The following is a 19,977-nucleotide window of genomic DNA, read 5'->3' on the forward strand; positions in this document are numbered from 1 at the left end:
TTTCCTCCTATTTCTACCAATTTTGATTTTAAGGCCGCCGGCATTCCCTTCAAAACAATGTTTTTTAATCCGACTAAAAGATTTGCAAATCTAATAGACGCGGCAGAGGGCGATGTAAGCATACCCATGAAAGATAAGAACATGATGTATGTATTCGCCTGCATGGTGGTGCTTAATGGATATTATCGCGCAGGTATTAGTTTTTTGCATGATCTCCATTTTGACTTTCATGATAAAAAGACCGGCGTTCCCCGTAGGTTCCTTTCAAAGATTAATGCCGAATTTGTTGAGATCTTACCGAATGAAAATACAAAGCATCTTACGAAAGAAGATATTAATGACCTGCTTGATCATTTTGAAGATGTTGAGTACTGGAAAAAAAAGATCCCGCCGGGAAGTTTCAGGTTTGAAGGTTTTACAATCGTTTCTCTTTTTGACGTTACTCACGCCGAGTCCAAGTCAGCATTTAAATACGACCTTCTTAATAAAGATGCTTTTGTTGATCCGGTAATTGTAAGCCGCATTGAATACAATCTTTCCGCACTGCTGAATATTCCGAAACTCTATGCAGGCTTTATGTTGTATAATAAAAGCCGGAATTTGTTGAGGCCAATAGGGTCAAAGGTTTCAGGTAATATCGCTATGACCGGAAAGGCAAAACAAAAACCTGCAGCCGTATTTAATAAGCCGGCAATTCAATCCATTTTCGAAAACAGGAAGCCGTATATAAAATCAGTTGTTGCCATTGATGGCAAGGGTAAGGATTTTTTTATTGATCTGCTGCTTGAAAAGGATATCCGGAGTTATGTCGCGTTGCCTTTGTTTTATAACGAAGAGCTTATTGGAATACTAGAGCTTGGGGCTGATCAGCCGAATATGTTGAATGCAATGACAGTGTTCACTATGGAGGAGATAATTTTGCTTCTGTCCACGGCAATGAACAGGCTTCAGAACGAACAACAAAATGAGGTTGAAGCCATTATCCGACAGAAATGTACCGCGATTCATCCCACGGTAGCCTGGCGATTTACTGAAGCTGCAGAAAAAATACTGGAATCAGCCAAGGCCGGGATAAATAGTTCTGCTGCCTCCATGGAAGATATTGTATTCGACGAGGTCTATCCATTGTATGGCCAGGCCGATATTCAGGATTCATCTTTAGCCCGAAATGGCGCTATCCAGGCAGATATGATTGAACAACTATCTCTTGCAAAAGATATTCTCGACCTCGCAGCATCAAAGTTTTCATTGCCTGTCTATAAAGATCTGCAGTTCAGAACAGAAACCTATATGCACCAATTGCAGCAGCAGCTGTCGGCCGGTGATGAAAATAAAATACAGGAGTTTTTCCGTGAACAACTTGGACCTGTTTTCAGTTATTTTCATACGATGGGTGGTGTAATGCACAATGCACTCGTTGCTTACGAAAACAGGCTTGACCCGGACATGGGTGTGGTTTATGACAAACGAAAAGAATATGAACACTGCGTAAAGCGCGTTAATGATACTATTGGCAATTATCTCGACAAGGCGCAGCTTGCTGCCCAGGAAATGTTTCCCCATTACCTGGAGAAATATAAAACAGATGGTGTTGAGCATAATTTATATATAGGACAATCGATGGTTGAAACCCGCGATTTTCATCCGCTATATCTTCAGAACCTTCGCCTCTGGCAACTGTTGGTTTGTTGCGAGATTGAAAATGAAGTAAACAATATCCCTGGCGAAGAAAGAAACGGACTGCGCATATGTTCACTCATACTTGTGCATGCTAATCCTGTTAATATTCGTTTCAGGATGGATGAGAAAAAGTTCGACGTGGACGGAGCTTATAATATCAGGTATGAGATATTGAAGAAGCGGATAGATAAGGCTTATGTGAAAGGCAGCAATGAAAGGCTTACTCAACCCGGTAAGCTGGCAATTGTTTATTCGCAGGATAAGGAAGCGCAGGAGTATTTTAACTATCTAAAATACCTGCAGTCAATTGAATATATCAGTTCCGATATAGAGCGTCTTGAACTAAAAGATTTGCAAGGCATCACAGGCCTGAAAGCGCTGCGCGCGGAGCTGGTCTATAACCCGCATTTTGAAGGAATCCAACAAAGCAAGACCTTACAAATGTCTTTTGGCTGAAAATCTTAGTCGGCATATTTTACCTATTTGGCCAATTGGTACACAAGTTTGGCTGTTGCAAACTGTACATCCTTTGTATTTAATCCCGGCCCAATATCGTGAGCGTATCTCCAGTGATAATGCCTATAATCCGACCTGGTTTAGTTGGATATGTCTAAATTCTGGGGGCATTATATTCCTGTTGCCCGCGGCATGAGATTAGCAGCATATTTTCATTTAAATACTTTTTTTATCATGTACTAAAACCTCGTTTTATGAAACAAGCCTTGATTGTCCTTTGCCTTTGCATTATCAGCTCTACGATCTTAAATGCACAAGTGGAAATTAAACCTGCGATAGGAATCAATTTTACAGATTTTTCAAAAGATCCCCAGGGCGGAGATAGTAAAGCCAAACTTGGTTACCAGATTGGTGGCAGCTTTGCATTTGGTAAAAAATTATATTTTGAACCTGGTATATTCTACCTCAAACAAAGTACAGAATATACATCTGCAAATTCGAACCAGGCAGACGTCGATTATGATATCAGTGGTCTCCGCATTCCCATAGCCGTTGGATATAAGCTATTGGGCGATGAAAATTCTGAGTTTGGACTACGCGCGTTTGGAGGTGCTTCTGCCTTTATTCTCACACATGTGAAAGATCTGGATAAAGATGATTTCAAGAGTGCCTGTTTCGGCGCATTTCTCGGCGCCGGACTTGATATCTCTTTTGTGTTTGTGGAACTGCAGTATCAGTGGTCATTGACAAACGTGCAGGATGAGGATATTAATATGATTGATGTTGGAAAATCCCGCACTCTTTTTATTAATGCCGGTGTTCGCCTGAGGTTGTAGGCCGATTTGGGTAGGTTGGCCAGCCAGCAGTTTCAATAAATCATCTTAAACAAATATCCTCGTTCCAAAGTTCTGATAACTATCACGGAACTCTTTGGGCGTGCTACTCTTTTTCTTTTTAAAGATGCGGTTAAAGTTTGAAATGTTGTTGAACCCGGAATGATAAGCAATCTCCGCAATTGACCGGGTGGTATCAATCAGCAGGCGTGAAGCATGTCCGAGCCTGATCTCATTAAGGCTATCGATAAAAGTCATGCCCGTCCGGCTCTTGAAAAACCGGCTGAAAGCAGCTTCAGTCATGTTGGCCAGTTTTGCAACTTCTGTCAACGTGATCTGCTTGTCAAAATTCAGCTTCATATGTTCCATCGTTTTTTCAATGCGACGGCTATTATAAGTCGGGTTATCAATATTATTAAAAGAAGCATCAGACAGAATCTTGATATCCCGCGTAGCAGAAAGATCATGCAGGATAGACAACAGTTCCAGCACGGAATCAAATCCATGGTTATGACTCAAAGCGATCAGTCTCGGAGCTACTTTTCAATAGTATCTCTCGAAAATGAAATGCCGCGGTTTGATTTTTCAAACATGGTCCGGATATAACAGAGCTGGTTCCGCTTTAACAACTTTTCATCAAAAAGATCACGATGAAACTGAATAGTAACTTCAAAAATTTCTTTGCACTGGCATTTATGCGTTAACCAGGCATGCTGCAGATTTGGCCCAACCAGTACCAACTCAAGGTTGTTAATCTCCTCAATATGATCGCCAATTATTCTTTTGGCGCCTTTGGCATTGCGGATATAATTTCCTTCTTATCAAACAATTAGAGATCATCCTTCAGCTTTATAGCCAAAATAATATAAGAACATGTAAATTAATACCAGCTAACAGGCAGGTAGATAAATTCGTTTTTGGACGCAATATCAGGGTGATAGAAATCTCATTTGATTCCGCTTAAACAATTATCATGAAAGTTCAGTATCGAAATTTGTCGAAAAATGGTGATAATGCAGTCTGAATTAATATCCATAATAAGATGCCGGACTCAGCAATTTTAGATACTTATGCTCTTGAAGTAAAAACAGAACTTGACTCCATACTCGGATACTGGATGAAAAATATGCCAGATGAACAATACGGTGGGTATATAGGACGTATCAAAGACGATAATAGCCGTGATATCAAATCAGAAAAAGGCTCAGTGCTAAACAGCCGGATCCTATGGACTTTCTCAGCCGCGTATAATCATACGGGTGAGGGCCAATATCTCGAATATGCCGATCGTGCCTACCGGTATTTTGTTGAACATTTTATTGACCAGGTTTATGGCGGAGTGTATTGGACTTTGGACCAAAACGGTTCTCCTGCCGATTCAAAAAAGCAAATTTATGCACAGGCTTTTGCCATCTATGGCCTGTCTGAATACTACAAGTGCGACCCTTTACCAGAGATACTTTCGGCTGCTATCAATATATTTCAACTTATAGAAAACCATAGTTTCGACAAAGAGCATGGCGGCTATATCGAAGACTTTGGGCGGGACTGGAACCAGGTTAACGAACTAAGCCTGGGTGATAAAGATCCGAATAAAAAAAAGTCGATGAATACGCATCTTCACCTGGTGGAAGCATATGCCAATCTATTGATGGTATGGCCGGATGAAAAGTTGAGGATTTGTCTTGTTCAATTGATGAATAATTTTGCTGATCATATTATCAATAAGGAAACCGGTCATTTGAATTTGTTCTTTGATGAGGAATGGAACCTGAAGTCTTCTGTCGTGTCTTTTGGCCATGATGTTGAAGCTGCCTGGTTATTACAGGAAGCGGCGCATTTTACTGGTGAAGAAGATCTGGTAGAAAAGTTTCAACAGGTTTCAATTAGCCTGGCAACTGCCGCTGCGAGGGGCCTTGATGACGATGGAGGACTCTGGTATGAAAAAGACGGGGACCACCTGGTTCGCGAAAAACACTGGTGGCCGCAGGCGGAGGCTATGGTCGGGTTTTTCAACACCTGGCAAATAACAAATGATGATTCATTTTTTGAAAGAAGTCTCGGCAGCTGGCGTTTTGTCAAAACCAATTTACTCGATTCCCACGCAGGCGAATGGCATTGGGGAGTAGATGAACAAAATCAACCGATGATTGGCCAGGATAAAGCCGGAATTTGGAAATGCCCTTATCGCAATGGCAGGGCATGTATGGAAATTTTGAACAGGATCACGACAATGGGATTATCAACAGATTAGTTTCGATTATAAATAAATCTGGAATATGAAAAAGGTGATTTTTTTAGGTCCGTTAATATTGATTTTGTTGCTGACCTCGAATGCCCAAACAAAGCTCATCCGGCTGATAGATGAGAAAGCCAGTAAAGAAACAAAAGCTTTGGCCGTTAATCTTCAACGGTTATCAGCCAGTCATATTTTATTCGGCCACCAGCATGCGACTGAATATGGACACGGCTGGAGTGGTGATGCGGATCGTTCTGATGTGAAATCGGTGACCGGGTCGCATCCGGCAGTTATTGGAGTTGATTTTAGTGGCTTGTCTGGCCGACCAGATTCTGATATCCGCAAAACCTTAACAGCACTTAAAAAAAATATAACGGATACCTATAACCGCGGTGGAATTACGACTGTAGCCTGGCATTTCTCAAACCCCGCTTCGGGTGGTGGATTTTACTGGCGCGACAGTGTTTCCGTTCCGGCAGTAAAGCTTATCATTCCTGGTGGATCTCATCATGATCAATACAAAAAAATACTTGGTACGATTGGAGAGCTTGCGAACTCAGTAAAAGGCAAAGACGGAAATCTTGTTCCAATGATCTTCAGACCTTATCATGAATTTGATGGTGATTGGTTCTGGTGGGGCAAGGCGCATTGCACTCCTGATGAATTCAAAACATTGTGGAAGTTTACTGTGAATTATTTAAGAGACAGTTTAGGTGTACACAATTTTATTTATGCATTTTCACCAGATAATAAATTCAACAGCGAACAGGAATTTCTCGAACGTTATCCCGGCGATGCTTATGTTGATATGGTCGGTATGGATAACTATGGTGACTGGGGGAGGGATGGGAAATATGATGTAGTGAACGGGATAAAAAAACTGCAGATCGTTTCTGCCTATGCCGAAAAAGCAGGCAAACTTGCGGCCTTTACGGAGACTGGCCTTGAATCGATACCTAACAATTCCTGGTGGACCGAAACTTTATTAAAATCTCTAAAAAATTCAAAGCTACGTTTGAGCTATGTACTTGTGTGGCGGAACGATACCAGGAGCCAGACGCATTTTTATGCGCCATTTCCCGGCCATTCAAGTGTCCCGGATTTTATGAAGTTCTACAATGACAATTTTACCCTTTTCGAAAAAGATCTGAAGGGCATCTATCGTTGATTAATGAATAATAATCAGAGTTGACACGCTTCTGCAAACTTTTATGCAATAATAGTATCATGATTGGTCAAAATATCAGGAAAAAGGCTCTTTCACAAAGGAGCTTTTTTTACAATTGCATGTCCTCAAATTTATTTTCTTCCAAAATAAATCTTCGGGTAGGCTTAACTCTTTTTAAATTTCACTGTTATTTCGAAAATATCGGATAACCCCCGGGAAATCAAATATAGAAATGGAATCAGCTAAAAGACGGATCAGGATTGGTATCCTTGGCGGCGGCCCTTCAGGTCTGTTTGTATTTAAACGCCTTGTGGAAAGTGGACACCAGAATCTTGAGATTAGCCTGTTTGAAAAGAAGGATCAACTCGGTTCGGGTATGCCCTATAGTTATGAAGGTGCGAATCAGGAACATATAACCAATGTTTCGGGGCATGAAATTCCGGAAATTGTCAGTTCAATGAAGGAATGGATCCGGACTGCGCCGGCTGAGGTTCTAAAACCATTTGATATGGCGGCGGAGAAATTCAACGACTACAAGGTGGTTCCCAGGCTGTTATTCGGTGAATACCTCGAGGACCAGTTTAAGCTCTTATTAAAACAGGCAAAAGAGCAGGGGATTGTAACCCATTTGTATCTTAATTCAGTCGTTACAGACCTTGCAGACGAACGCGGGCTTAATGAAGTCAGGGTTATTACCGAACAGGACGATTACAGTTTTGACCATGTTGTGATGACAACAGGGCACTACTGGCCGACAAACGACGAGGGCCTGGTTCCAAACTACTTTGATTCGCCATATCCCCCTGCCAAGTTAAAACTGGATGTTAACTTTCCGGTTGCCATCAAGGGCGCTTCGCTGACAGCCATAGATGCGATTCGTACGCTGGCAAGACAGAATGGTACTTTTACAAAAGAGGACGGCGGCCAGGTTAGTTACCGGCTCAATGAAGACAGTTCTGAATTCAGGCTTGTGATGCATTCAATTGATGGAATGCTTCCTGCCATTCGTTTTCACCTGGAAGACACACATCTGATATCAAAATCAGTGCTGGACGAAGAGGAAATTAAAGCCAGCATGGAGGCAAATGATGGATTCGTGCCACTTGATTTTTTGTTTGAACGAAATTTCAAAGATGCGATTCGGGAACAGGACCCGGAATTTTATGAAATGATTAAAGACCTGGCAATCGAAGATTTCGTTGAAAAGATGATGAGTCTCAGGGAACGTGTGGACCCATTCCTATTGTTCAGGGCAGAATTTGTGGAAGCGGAAAAATCAATCAGGAAAAGAGAATCGATTTATTGGAAAGAAGCACTGGCAGAATTAAGTTTTACATTGAACTATCCTGCAAAATATTTATCTGCTGAAGATATGATGCGGCTCAAAAAAACTTTGATGCCCTTGATTTCGATCGTCATTGCTTTTGTGCCCCAGAGTTCCTGCCTTGAACTACTGGCTTTATATGAAGCAGGTGTGCTCAGTCTTGTATCTGTTGATAAAGACAGCAAGGTTATTCCCCGGGAGGAGGGAGGAGTTTTATATAAATATACTCAACCAGATGGCGGGCAGCAGGCAACCAGTTATAACATGTTTGTAGATTGCACCGGTCAGCCACATTTTATGTATGAAGAATTTCCTTTTAAATCCCTTCTTCAATCAGGTTCGTTAAGTCCTGCTTCGATAAAATTCAGGTCAAACGAAGTTGGTGCGAAAACAATGGCCGAAAACGACCAGGTGGAAAAAGATACTAACGGGGATTATTTTTTGCGCGTACCCGGTATCAAAATTAACGATCATTTCCAGGTATTAGACAAAAACGGTGTTTATAGCGAAAGAATCTACGTAATGGCCGTCCCGCATATCGGCGGTTTTAATCCTGATTATTCCGGACTGGATTTTTGCGAAGCGGCATCAGAAAAAGTTGTATCCCATTTATCGACGCTGTCAAGTTTGAAATAACCAAGATGAATTTCATCTTCCGGCTGGTCTTCACTGGCCGGAACTATTTCGAGGCTATATTGTTTTTTGGTGACAGCAGGAAGGATGTCCGGAATTGCAAAAAAATCATCAACATCTACGCCATAGCGGTCATCAATATGCGCTCTTGCGCCTTTGAAACCCGTATGACGGAAAAAAGCAACCTGTTTGGCTTTAGCCACAGCCTCACCTTTGTCGGCAGCTACGATAATCATCTTGTAGTGGAACTCTTCAAATTCACCTGGCTTATAACCGCCGAGGTTTATGAAAAACAATTGTGTGTCACTGGAAATGCCGGCTGATTCAATCACCTTTATTGAAAAGCCTTCCACCTTTTTTACTTCACGCCATGCATCAAAATGCAAACTGTTTTTTGCTTCCGGCCAGAAAGCCTGCACCTGGGGAATCAACTCCCGAAGGGAATCGCCAATGGCAAAAAACACATCATGTTGTTCAACATGCCTTCCCGGTGGCATACAACCAATCAGTAACATAAAAAGTTTCGGCATTTTGAGCAATTTTTGTGATACAGGCAGATTGCAAAAATAGGCTTCCTGGATAGAACAGTACAGGTTAGTCAAATTTCAATTAATTTCACTTTGCCCTATAGCAGGAACAATATGGAAAGTCCAAAATTAAAAGCATTTCTACCCGTTTTTTACCTAGTATGGTCAGACGATCTTTTAACTCAGAAAGAACTGGGCACCTTAAGCGAATTTATCAGATCGCAGGACTGGCTCAGTGACCATGAACAGGAGATACTGCTTTCTAACGTTGATATATCATCGCCGCCTTCACGTCAGCAACTTGCAAAATGGAAACAGGAGATACAAAAAAGTTTGCAGGCAAATCCCGAAGCAACCGGAATTTTTGATCTTTCTGTGTGGCTTTCTAATGATGATGAGTCGATTATCCGGTTAAAACCGAAATTCTCGAAACTTGAAAATGATCTTGGAATTTTGGGGGATGAGATCGTTACAAATTTCAGCAGCCATACAAAAACGCTCACCTCGGGTTATCAAACCATAAGTAGTTTCGACATACAAAAACTGACGGCTATACTTGATGGTCCCCAGGCACTCATCATCCGCAAAGTGAAACTGTTGCTGAGCCGGCCTGAGTTTGCATATGAAACATCCACGGATATTAACGTATACCGGGAAAAAGTTTATGAATGGTGCAAGACCCTGGCAAGGGAAAATCTTGGCAATATGGGATATCCACATCAGTATGGTGGTGGGGAAAACATGGCGGAATATTTTGCTATCATGGAAACGCTCAGCTATCATGATCTCAGTCTTGTAATAAAATTTGGTGTACAGTTCGGATTATGGGGAATGAGTGTTCAGTCGCTGGGTACTGAAAAACATCATCGGAAATATCTTGCTGATATCGGCTCGCTCAAAATACCCGGTTGTTTTGCAATGACAGAAACAAACCATGGTTCAAACGTAAAAGGTATTGAAACCACGGCAACCTATGATCAAAATAATAAAACATTTGTGATCCATACTCCCCATCCCGAAGCCAGGAAGGAATATATTGGCAATGCTGCGGTACACGGACAAATGGCGACTGTATTTGCCAAACTTATTATCAAGGGAAAAGACTATGGCGTAAATGCCTTTATAGTATCCCTTCGTGATACTAACGGGGAGGTGCAACCGGGAATTGTGATTGGCGATTGCGGTCATAAAATGGGCTTGAATGGTGTTGATAATGGAACAATCATTTTTAACCAGGTGATCATTCCAAAAGAGAATATGCTTGATCGGTTCGCTTCTGTGAATGAAGCAGGTGAATTTGAGAGCCCGATCCCAAGCGATAACAGGCGTTTCTTTACGATGTTGGGCACCCTGGTAGGTGGAAGGATAGGAATCCCCAGGTCAGCGTTGTCTGCAGCCAAATCAGGACTTGCTATAGCTATCAGGTACAGTGATCGCAGAAGGCAGTTTGGCCCGGAAGGAGGTTTAGAGGTTCCGATTCTTAATTACCGCATGCACCAAAGACGGCTGATGCCGCTACTGGCGCGGAGTTATGCTATTCATTTCGGCCTGCAATATCTCACCCGTCGCTATCTTGGTAAAAGCGAATCAGAGATGCAGGAGATAGAAGCACTGGCTGCGGGGATGAAATCTTATTCAACCTGGAGTACCACCGATATTTTACAGGAATGCCGCGAGGCTTGTGGTGGCAAAGGATACCTGTCGGAGAACCGTCTTAATGCATTAAAAAATGACACAGAGATCTATACCACTTTTGAGGGTGATAATACTGTGCTGATGCAACTGGTTGCGAAGAACCGGCTGGCAGAATTCAGGAAAGCATTTGGTCAAATGAACGCGGTGGGCATGATCTACTATGTATATGAGAATGCAAAAACGGCTCTCTCAGAAAAAAATCCAATTGTTACGCGCAAAACAGATGAGGCGCATTTGCTGGATGATCAGTTCCACCTGCAAGCATTGGAGCATCGTGAGAAGACAACGCTGGCATCAGCTGCAAGAAGGATAAAAAAACTGATAGACAGCGGTCTTGATTCATATGACGCATTTAATGTTACACAACACCAGATGGTTGATTTAGCCCGGGCCTGGCTTGACCGGATTATTTTTGAGCAGTTTCAACTTGCTGTGGTAAAAGTGGAAGAGGAAAAAGTAAGGGCCGCACTCATCCGTTTACAACAATTATTTGCTCTATCAGTCATTGAACAAAACAAAGGTTGGTACCTGGAAGATGGTTATATGGAGGCTGTAAAAACCAAGGCCATCCGCAAGATGGTAAACCAGCTTTGCTGGGATATCAGGAAAGATGCTGTGCCGCTGGTTCAGGCATTTGATATTCCCGATTCATGCCTTGCAGCACCTATAGCTTTCTAGATGTAAACATTTTTACCCTGCTGCTATTTCTTACCGGCGTTCAGATCAGACAATGCTTTTTCGATTCTGCGCTGTCTTGTTTCTTCCGTTTTGGCTTGCCCTATGGGAAGCACATAACGTTGTTTAGCACTGTACGACAATCCTTCAAAAAATTTCAACGCTTTCTTATCCTTGTTGAGCGCTTTTGTAAAATCTTCCGGGAGATCTACTTCTCTTGGCTCGGTGTCAAGTTCCAGGCTTATGTCCATTTTATCGCCGCCCTTTACATTCGCAAGGTTACGGCGTTCCGCACTCAAAGGGATCAGGAATTTACCGCCCATAACCGCAATGGTAGATCGATAGTTAAATCCGTTTAATGAAACGTTTACTGCGGGACGTTTTCCTGCCCCGAGTTTTTCCACTACTGCCCCGGGAACTTCGATACCTGTGTTATTCCCTTCCTGTAAGATAATTGTGTTGAACTTTACTTTTGTTGCCATAATAATAATTTGATTTGCTTGTAATGACCTTATTTGTTTGTAAAGAACTGATTTGTTTAATTAAAAATATCAATAAAACATGATCCGCCTTATGGGCGATTGCGACATATTGAGGGGGCAACTACAACCAGGTTATCCCGGTTCTCCTTTTGGTTTTGAATCACGCCGTACACCCTATGTCCGATAACGGGCATTTGTGTTGGTGCTCCGATTTGCAATGACTTACATATCAAATAACTAAAATCTGGCTTAGTTATTTCGGTGATTTTGGGTTAAGCCTATTTCAAAAAAGCCAAAACTCCCCAGATGTTCAGGAATTATATCAAAACAGCGATCCGGAGCCTTATAAAAGGAAAAACATTTTCTTTCATAAATATTTTCGGTCTAACGGTTGGTCTAACCGCTTTTCTCCTGATAGCATTATACATCTTTGATGAGCTGACCTATGATGCTTCTCATAAAAATGGTGATCGCATCTATAGGGTTATTACAGAGCTGGCTTCTATTGATGGGAAGCAAATAAAAAGAGCCGGTAGTGCTTACCAGGTTGGTCAACGCGCGAGGACAGATCTGCCAGGTGTTGCAGATGTTGCCAGTATCGCACCATTGGGGAGAGCTAATATTTCATCTGTAGGAAATACAAATGTTTTCTATGAAGATTTCTTCATCGCTAATCCAGGCTTCCTGACAACATTTGATTTTCCATTACTACAGGGTGATCGTAAAACTGCGCTCAATGGTCCGCATACAGTAATTCTCACCGAATCTTCGGCAAAAAAAATGTTCGGGACTACAGATGTAATAGGCAAACAATTGAATGTGGACCGCGACAGCGTTCCCTGCAAAATCACGGCTGTTCTGAAAGACTTTCCCGTTAACTCTCATATAAGTTTTAATTTCTGTTTTTCGGAAGACGCTATGGGAGTTACAGGATTCCGGAATTACCTGATCAATGATTGGAGTTCGGGCACTTTCGCATCATATCTACTTCTTGATGCTGATGTTGATCCGACCCGTATTGAAGCGCAGGTTGGTGAGCTGGTTTCGGCAAATAACAAAAGCGCAAATAAAGACAAACGCCGGTTTTTGTTGCAACCATTAAAAGATATTCATTTTTACTCCGGCGATATAGAAGGAGGAATGACTGAAAATGGCAATATCACTTATATCTATGTATTTGCGGTACTCGGCTTTTTTGTTTTGCTAATTGCTTCTATCAATTATATGAATCTTACAACTGCCCGTTTTGTTAACCGGGCAAAAGAAGTTGCTGTTAGGAAAGTAGCGGGTGCATCAAGGAACAACCTGATAACCCAGTTTACATCGGAAGCATTTGTTGTTACTTTGATTTCAATATTACTTGCACTCGCGCTTGTAAAGTTGTTGTTACCACAGTTCAATGATTTCACAGGTAAAAAACTTGTGTTGGGGTTCCAGACTGATTATCGCATCTGGTTTGGTATTGTGATCATCGCTTTGTTCGTTGGTTTATTTTCAGGACTATACCCCGCATTTTTTCAATCAAGGTTAAAGCCAATTCAATTATTCAAAAGAAAGATTAATATCGGCCGTGGCAATATATCACTGCGAAGTGCATTGGTGGTTTTTCAATTTGCTATTGCGATTGTTATGATCGTGGCCACGATTGTTGTTTATACCCAGCTGAAATATGTAAACTCAAAAGATATGGGGTTCAGCAAAGATCAGTTGGTTGTGATTGATATTAATAGCGGGAAGGTCCGTCGCCAGGCGGAAACTATTAAAACTGAACTCGGTAAAATACCACAGGTTAAGGATGTTTCTGTTTCATCAAGAGTGCCGGGGGAATGGAAAAATCTTGTGACCATAAAAGCGCTGGGTGAAAAAATAAAATCAATCGAAGGTGCTGATATGTATTTTCTCGGGATAGATGATAAGTTCCTGCAAACTTATTCCATCAAACTATTGGAAGGAAGAAATTTTTATAACACGAATGCTGATTCAGCCGGGATAATTATCAACCAGGTAGCTGCAAAGGAATTTGGTATTTCAAAAGCTGCTGATCAGTTAATCTCCATTTCGGTAGGAGATGAGGCATTCAAGGCAAGGGCTGTTGGCATTGTTGCCGATTTTAATTATCAATCTCTGAGGCAGCCGGTGGCGCCACTGATAATGGCTTATGAAAAAAATCCTGTGCAGATGATAGATTATTTCACCGCAAAGGTGAATGCGCAGAATATTCCGGAAACCCTAAAGCAAATGGAAGCAGTGGTTCAGGGAATTGATCAGCAACACCTGTTTGAGTATCATTTCCTGGACAAACAATGGGCCTTGTTTTACCAGCAGGACCGTATCAGGGAAACTGTTTTTATGATTGTTGCAGGGCTTACAATTTTGATTGCTTGTCTTGGATTATTCGGTTTGGCTACCTATGCAGCGGAGCAACGGATAAAGGAAATTGGAATACGGCGTGTACTCGGCGCAAGTGTTCCGGGTATATTGGTAATGTTCTCTAAAGATTTTCTGCGACTGGTTTTAATTTCTATTGTTATTGCATTTCCCATTTCTATCTGGGCTATGAGTAAATGGCTGGATGATTTTGCATACCGGGTAAATATCAGTTGGTGGATGCTGACGATGGCAGGAGGTCTTGCAATATTTATAGCAATATTTACGAGTAGTTTCCAGGCGGCCAGGGCTGCTATTACAAACCCCGTTAAGAGTTTAAGGACAGATGGTTGAGATAAATTCGCTGGGTTGGGATAGTGGCAAGCAGGATAGGGAAAATTTATTTTATTAAAGTTTCATACAAAGTATTGATGGTGCTTCTCAAAACTTCATTGGTTCCCTCCGTATAAACAGGATTACAACCATTGGTTATCACTACAAAGCCAAATTTCTTTTTGGGATCAAAAAACATTGCACTGTATAGACCATAAGCTGAACCTGTATGGCCAATCAATGTTTTTCCTTTTATCAGCTTGTCAGTATTCCAGAGTGCAAGACCATAGCCTTCTTTGACGGCGACTACGGATTGCATGAGCCTGGCACTTTTTTTTGAAATGATCCGGCGACCTTTCCCGGTTTTGTTTTTGCCAAAATTCATGTGCATCATCATATATTTCGCAAGGTCCACGGCGGATATTTTCATTCCACCTGTTGGCGAAAATATCGGAGTGCTGTAACCCATTACATAATTAACTATTTCCTCACGGCGTGGTGCATACGCCGAAGTTGCTGCTTTAAACATTTTAGTCGCAGAGTCCAATTCATATAGTGTGGCAAATAACTCATTATTAAGCGAATCAACACAATAGCCCGCATTCAAACCCAGCGGTGTGATAATCTGTTGCCTGATAAAATTGTCGAAGCGAATGCTTGTTGCTTTTTCCAGCACAGCACCAAGCATATTAAAATTGAGGTTACAATACTGGTAGCCTTCACCGGGAGCGTAGTCGTTGTAGCACCTGGCCCAATTGTTATTTTTTGCAGGATTAATTACATCCAGGTTAAAATATCCCTGGCTGTCATTGATGCCAGAGGTATGGGAGAGTACCATTTTCAAGGTTATAATCCGGTCAGGATGTTTTGGATTTCTAATGGGGAAGCCGATCAGTTTTCCGAAATCGGCATCGAGCGATAGCCTGCCCTGTTCAACAAGTTTCATAACAGCGGTGGCAGAAAACGATTTTGATATTGATGCGATCCGGAAAAGATGATTGCTGGCAAGCGGTGTTTTCGTTTCGATATCTTTATAGCCAAAAGCTTTTGTGTAAAACAGCTTATTGTTTTTGACAACTGCTACTGAAAGTCCAACGACTTCCAGTTTTTGCATGATGGTTTGAATTTCAGCTTCTGCTTTTTCAGCTTCTGCTTTTTCGGGTTGCGCGGAACTTCTTAGAGTGATGAAAATGACGAGTAAAAAAATAGACAGGGTGCGAAACATATCTGCAATAAATAAGGTTTTGTTTTTCATCATACTCATAATTAAAGTCGTGTAAAAAAAACGTCCCACCTGGAAGTGGGACGATAAAATTATATAAATAAAAAAAACAGCCTAATCTACCAGCCCCGCTTCAGAAACCAGTATTAATAAAGCATTCTGTATTGCCAGATGACCTTTATCATTTATCCACCATTCATCCAATGCATGTGCGCCGCCGCCGACACCACCTCTTCCGATCGTAACTGCAGGCACCCCTTTGGAGATAGGAATATTCGAATCAGTTGAACTGATACCCAATCTCGGTGTAGCTCCCAACAACATGGCTGATGCCATACTCCTTTGTACCAGCGGGAGCGTATTGCTTTGCACACCGGAAGGACGGTCACCCACCAATGCCACATCCACAGTAAGATCACTGCCTCTTCTTTTCATTTGATTTTCTTCAGCCAGTGCTTTTTTTATAGCGCCCTGTAATAAGCTATCAATACCAGAAAGCCTGTCAGGTGATTCAGAGCGCATATCAACTTCCATCCATGATTCAAATGGAATGGCATTCACAGAAGTACCACCACCCATTACTCCGACATTGTAAGTAGTTTTCGCGCCACTGCGTGTATATGTGTTTGCCTCCAGTATAAAATAATGAATAGCCCTGGCTGATGCATTATGTGGATTAACCAGGCCAAATGCGCCATAAGAATGTCCACCAGGACCTTTGAAAGTTATACGATAGCGATGCGAACCTGTACCACCTGAAGTAATACCGCCGATGCCACCACCATCAATGGCTATATATGAATCAATCTTTGGCTTATTATCCATGAATAATTGTTTCACGCCTCTAAGATCCCCGAGGCCTTCTTCACCTACTACTCCTGCGAATAAGATATCAGCATCCGTTTTTACTTTTGCCTGCTTCATGGATTTCATGACAGCGAGTACCACGGCCAGACCGCGGGTATCATCCCCGATGCCGGGAGCTTTTAATGTATCTCCCTTTTGCTTTACGGTTACATCGGTTCCTTCAGGAAATACTGTATCCAGGTGAGCTTCGAGTATAACTGTTTTTTTCCCTGACTTGCCTTTTATTAAGGCAAGTACATTCCCGGCTTTATCTATCCAGATTGAATCAGCACCTATCGCTTTCATCATCTCCCTGAATTTCTCTGCCCTTTTCTCTTCTTTAAAAGGCGGAGCTGGTATTTCATTAAGCGTTATCAGATTTCTATGCGTTTCCGGTTCCAGGTCCATGATTATTTTAAAAGCTGATTTGATAACCGCCTTCTCTGATAAACTCTTCATTTCAGTCTGATAGCGTTTATCTACTGCAACCTTTGCGGGTTCCTGCGCTTCAGCGCTACCATCCTGGGCCTCTACACCGGAGATACTGAATATAATTAACGAAGCGAATGATATCCCTTTCAGGAATGATCTCATGTGATGATATTTAATGTGATGATATTTAGATTAAATGACTAAACTTACCTGGCAGTATATTTAACGGCTGTGAAAGCGGCTATTAAATCAACCTGCTTTACTCACCTGCCTGGTACAACTCATTAAAAAGAAATTTAAAAGTTCCCTGGGTCTGCCCACGGAATGTTATCTCCGGACCGAAAGCATACAATTTACCTTTACCTATGGAGGCCACAAATGCAGCTACTCCATCTTCGAGATAAGCTTGTCCCCATGCCCAACCGCTACGCAGCGGTTTGTTTGAGGAAAACCACGCTATTGGTTTTACCTGTCCCTTCACGACCGCTTCCGGTGCAAGCTTAAATACAGGACTTGCATCAAAATAAACATCAGCTTCAACCGACATACCCCAGGCTGCAGATTGAGTAGAATCGATACTGACCCTTAAGACACTTCCCGGGATATAAAACTTTTCTCCTGGTAAAGGTCTTTCCTGTCCGGCATTCATCTCCGTCAAAGCATTGCGAACAGGAACTCCCAAATGATATGCAAGGTTAGTACTGCTACCAATGGTAACAACAGAACCACCGGCCTCCAGGAAACGTTTGATCTGGGGAATACTGGTATCTGCCGTTATCCTGCCTAAAGTATTTTGATACTCCGCTGGAATCTCCGCCCGGTTTGGCTGCCTGCCGCCGCCAAATCCACCGGATGCATTGCCACCTCTTCCCGGGGCAGGGATGGCACCTGTAACAAATACTATGACATCATATTTATCCCGAAGATTGCCTTTATCAATTTCATTGGCATAAATAAGATTGATAGGGAAATGATGTTGCTCCATCAGCCATCGGACCCAGCCGGAAGGCATAGAACCACCATAAGTATCCCATAAGCCTATACGCATCTGGGAGACCTTTACCGCATCTGCAGGTTGTTTGGCAACACCTGTAATTTTTATCCCAAGGTCAGCGGACGCTTTTTGGAGTATGGTCTTTCCGGATGAAGGGACAAAGAATGTTCCGGGGCCTGCATTCGCATTGCCGGCAATTCCTTTTGGAAGACGATATACTTTAATACCTGCTTTCAGCAGATCATTTACAGCGATAAAGCTATTGTTGGAGCGGGCATCTAACAGGTAACCAGCAGAAGAAGCGACATTGCTTTGAACTTTAGGTGCCTGTAAATCTCCATAAGCCAGTTTTTGAAACGGACCATCAAAGTCGTTCAGGATACGGTCAAACTGAACACCCATTGTATAGGCAGGTGTCCAGCCTGCTGCATCATAAGGGCGAATAGGAGGTCCACCGGGATATGAGAAATCATTGGGATGATCCTGGGGCTCAAACATATCCAGCACATGCGGACGAAATGCCTGGGCGGTTTTAACAATAAAGGAACCTGCAGGATATTTTTTTCCTTGTACAGCAAATTCAGCTGTTGACTTATTTACCGATATACCTGACCTTATGAGTGCATTTATAAACTTAACAGCCGTTGGAAAATCAGGTTGGTCAGCAGAGACAATATACCCTCGCGGATCACGAAGGGTGGAATCTTTTAAAACAATATTGTAGTATTTAACAGGAATTGTATCAAAGGATCCAGGCCTTATACCCCCGGAATTATTGCCGGATTCGGCGGCTCTTGTATTCCTTTGATCCTTTTTAAAAGCATTGTTGATCGAGTCTATATGTCTTGGAGAAAGACCCCAATAGTCGCGACTGCCGTTATCAATGGAATTTTTGCCCATATGGTAAATACCATATAACAGATCCTTACGATTACTTACTGCATAGTTAAGAACGGCATAATTAAGCGATACTGAGTAATCAATGGACTGCCGGAAATGCCATTCCTGTGGTGTAACCGGATATGGTGTAGCCATATTGGGAATGAGACGCGCAGGTACAAGGGGCACGGTTGATGGGGTAGGACTCCCAATGATTTCAGTAAGTATCCCGATCATATTATGGAAGTAGGAAGTTGTTCGCAAACCTCCGTTCCACCAGGTTGAATAATTTGAACCGGAACGTTGTGTGTAACCGGGTTTGCCTTCTCTACTGAGTCGGTTGTTCATAGCTGCTCCAACCCCGTCTAAACTGGTAACCATTAATGGGTCATAAACATAGTTAAAAGGATCGCGGTAAGGTGGGCCTGCGAGAACAGAACCCGGAGGGCCCGTCTGATGATGGTTATAGATGATTTGTGGCATCCACTCAACGTACTGTTGCCGGCTAATGTTCTGGGTTTCTTTCATGTTCATCATATAGAAATCCCTGTTGTTATCATGCCCGATATATTTTTGATAGAGCCGGGGAAGTTGTGAATACGAACGTTTTTTAGGATCTGAACTCCTCATATACCAATCAGAAACCAATTCCTGTCCATCCGGATTTGCATGTGTAAAAAGGATAATGGCATTATCCAGTATCTCCATGGTTTCCGGATCGTTTTTGGTCACGAACTGGTACATGGTTTCGATTAGCTGGTGCGCCCCGACCACTTCGGTAGCGTGGAGGCCCCCATCGATCCAGACAACAGCTTTGCCTTCTGCAGCCAGTGCCTTTGCCTGATCATCATTGAGGTCCTCGGCATGGGCAAGCTTCTGTGAAATCTCCTTGTAGTGATCAAGCTTCTTAATATTCGCCGGGCTGGAAACAATCATCATATACTGGTGGCGACCTTCTTCGGTTAGCCCGATATCTACCAACTTAGTGCGATCAGATGCAGCCAGCTTTTTAAAATACGCCTCAGCCTGGGTATAAGTAGAAAGTTTATAATCATCACCGATATTAAATCCAAAATGTTCTTTGGGTGACGGAACTGTTTGTGCAGATAACATCGCGTAGGCATAGATGTTAAATAAAACCGAAAGACAAAAAATACGGATCATTAAAAAAAATTATTAAATGACATTAAAT

13 protein-coding genes are annotated in these 19,977 nt (G+C 42.3%); 7 read left to right on the forward strand and 6 right to left on the reverse strand.

Annotated features, from left to right (window positions below; genetic code table 11):
- Both VK664_RS01455 and VK664_RS01460 read left to right on the forward strand, forming a co-directional pair.
- A partial coding sequence (locus VK664_RS01455) for a GAF domain-containing protein (RefSeq protein ID WP_461396816.1) occupies positions 1-2,136 on the forward strand: 2,136 nt, incomplete at its 5' end.
- 254 nt (positions 2,137-2,390) lie between these two features.
- Positions 2,391-2,972, forward strand: a complete 582-nt coding sequence (locus tag VK664_RS01460) for an outer membrane beta-barrel protein (RefSeq protein WP_461396817.1) — start codon at positions 2,391-2,393, stop codon at positions 2,970-2,972.
- 45 nt (positions 2,973-3,017) lie between these two features.
- Here the strand turns inward: VK664_RS01460 and VK664_RS01465 are convergent, their stop codons facing one another.
- A complete protein-coding gene (locus VK664_RS01465; RefSeq protein ID WP_461396818.1) occupies positions 3,018-3,488 on the reverse strand; it encodes a helix-turn-helix transcriptional regulator in 471 nt (156 codons plus the stop codon).
- A gap of 523 nt (positions 3,489-4,011) precedes the next feature.
- Here VK664_RS01465 and VK664_RS01470 point away from each other — a divergent pair.
- From VK664_RS01470 to VK664_RS01480, 3 genes are all read left to right on the forward strand, one after another.
- The gene (locus VK664_RS01470; protein ID WP_461396819.1) at positions 4,012-5,223 is read left to right on the forward strand and encodes an AGE family epimerase/isomerase; all 1,212 of its coding nucleotides are present in this window, start codon (positions 4,012-4,014) and stop codon (positions 5,221-5,223) included.
- A gap of 25 nt (positions 5,224-5,248) precedes the next feature.
- Entirely contained in the window at positions 5,249-6,376 is a 1,128-nt protein-coding gene (locus VK664_RS01475; protein ID WP_461396820.1) for a glycoside hydrolase family 26 protein, read from the forward strand.
- A 232-nt stretch (positions 6,377-6,608) separates the two neighbouring features.
- On the forward strand, positions 6,609-8,336 hold the full coding sequence (locus tag VK664_RS01480) for an FAD/NAD(P)-binding protein (protein WP_461396821.1): 1,728 nt from the start codon (positions 6,609-6,611) through the stop codon (positions 8,334-8,336).
- Here VK664_RS01480 and VK664_RS01485 read toward each other — a convergent pair.
- Positions 8,258-8,863: a DUF1543 domain-containing protein gene (locus VK664_RS01485; RefSeq protein ID WP_461396822.1), complete on the reverse strand. Its 606-nt coding sequence runs from the start codon at positions 8,861-8,863 to the stop codon at positions 8,258-8,260. The two genes, VK664_RS01480 and VK664_RS01485, sit on opposite strands and share 79 nt — an antisense overlap.
- A gap of 111 nt (positions 8,864-8,974) precedes the next feature.
- On the opposite strand from VK664_RS01485, the gene VK664_RS01490 reads away from it, so the two are divergent.
- Positions 8,975-11,233: an acyl-CoA dehydrogenase family protein gene (locus VK664_RS01490; RefSeq protein ID WP_461396823.1), complete on the forward strand. Its 2,259-nt coding sequence runs from the start codon at positions 8,975-8,977 to the stop codon at positions 11,231-11,233.
- Positions 11,234-11,256: 23 nt separating this feature from the next.
- Here the strand turns inward: VK664_RS01490 and VK664_RS01495 are convergent, their stop codons facing one another.
- Positions 11,257-11,712 carry a YdeI/OmpD-associated family protein gene (locus tag VK664_RS01495; protein WP_461396824.1) on the reverse strand — a complete coding sequence of 152 codons (456 nt, stop codon included), beginning with the start codon at positions 11,710-11,712 and terminating at the stop codon, positions 11,257-11,259.
- 306 nt (positions 11,713-12,018) lie between these two features.
- Here VK664_RS01495 and VK664_RS01500 point away from each other — a divergent pair, with 306 nt between their 5' ends.
- Positions 12,019-14,433 (forward strand): ABC transporter permease, encoded by a 2,415-nt coding sequence (locus VK664_RS01500; protein WP_461396825.1) that lies wholly within the window; start codon positions 12,019-12,021, stop codon positions 14,431-14,433.
- A gap of 46 nt (positions 14,434-14,479) precedes the next feature.
- On the opposite strand, the gene VK664_RS01505 is transcribed toward VK664_RS01500, so the two are convergent.
- The 3 genes from VK664_RS01505 to VK664_RS01515 all read right to left on the reverse strand — a co-directional run bounded on the left by VK664_RS01505 (position 14,480) and on the right by VK664_RS01515 (position 19,949).
- Positions 14,480-15,670, reverse strand: a complete 1,191-nt coding sequence (locus VK664_RS01505; RefSeq protein ID WP_461396826.1) for a serine hydrolase domain-containing protein — start codon at positions 15,668-15,670, stop codon at positions 14,480-14,482.
- Positions 15,671-15,748: 78 nt separating this feature from the next.
- A complete protein-coding gene (locus VK664_RS01510) occupies positions 15,749-17,074 on the reverse strand; it encodes a M20/M25/M40 family metallo-hydrolase (protein ID WP_461396827.1) in 1,326 nt (441 codons plus the stop codon).
- 97 nt (positions 17,075-17,171) lie between these two features.
- Positions 17,172-19,949 carry a M14 family metallopeptidase gene (locus VK664_RS01515; RefSeq protein WP_461396828.1) on the reverse strand — a complete coding sequence of 926 codons (2,778 nt, stop codon included), beginning with the start codon at positions 19,947-19,949 and terminating at the stop codon, positions 17,172-17,174.
- Between the last annotated feature and the right edge of the window lie 28 nt (positions 19,950-19,977).

The organism is Flavitalea sp., assembly GCF_035489435.1.
Taxonomy (GTDB): domain Bacteria; phylum Bacteroidota; class Bacteroidia; order Chitinophagales; family Chitinophagaceae; genus DATHKG01.

Coding starts and splice junctions, on each gene's coding strand:
- VK664_RS01460 (WP_461396817.1), top strand. CDS start 2,391: ATGAAACAAGCCTTGATTGTCCTTTGCCTTTGCATTATCAGCTCTACG.
- VK664_RS01470 (WP_461396819.1), top strand. CDS start 4,012: ATGCCGGACTCAGCAATTTTAGATACTTATGCTCTTGAAGTAAAAACA.
- VK664_RS01475 (WP_461396820.1), top strand. CDS start 5,249: ATGAAAAAGGTGATTTTTTTAGGTCCGTTAATATTGATTTTGTTGCTG.
- VK664_RS01480 (WP_461396821.1), top strand. CDS start 6,609: ATGGAATCAGCTAAAAGACGGATCAGGATTGGTATCCTTGGCGGCGGC.
- VK664_RS01485 (WP_461396822.1), bottom strand. CDS start 8,863: ATGCCGAAACTTTTTATGTTACTGATTGGTTGTATGCCACCGGGAAGG.
- VK664_RS01490 (WP_461396823.1), top strand. CDS start 8,975: ATGGAAAGTCCAAAATTAAAAGCATTTCTACCCGTTTTTTACCTAGTA.
- VK664_RS01495 (WP_461396824.1), bottom strand. CDS start 11,712: ATGGCAACAAAAGTAAAGTTCAACACAATTATCTTACAGGAAGGGAAT.
- VK664_RS01500 (WP_461396825.1), top strand. CDS start 12,019: ATGTTCAGGAATTATATCAAAACAGCGATCCGGAGCCTTATAAAAGGA.
- VK664_RS01505 (WP_461396826.1), bottom strand. CDS start 15,670: ATGATGAAAAACAAAACCTTATTTATTGCAGATATGTTTCGCACCCTG.
- VK664_RS01510 (WP_461396827.1), bottom strand. CDS start 17,074: ATGAGATCATTCCTGAAAGGGATATCATTCGCTTCGTTAATTATATTC.
- VK664_RS01515 (WP_461396828.1), bottom strand. CDS start 19,949: ATGATCCGTATTTTTTGTCTTTCGGTTTTATTTAACATCTATGCCTAC.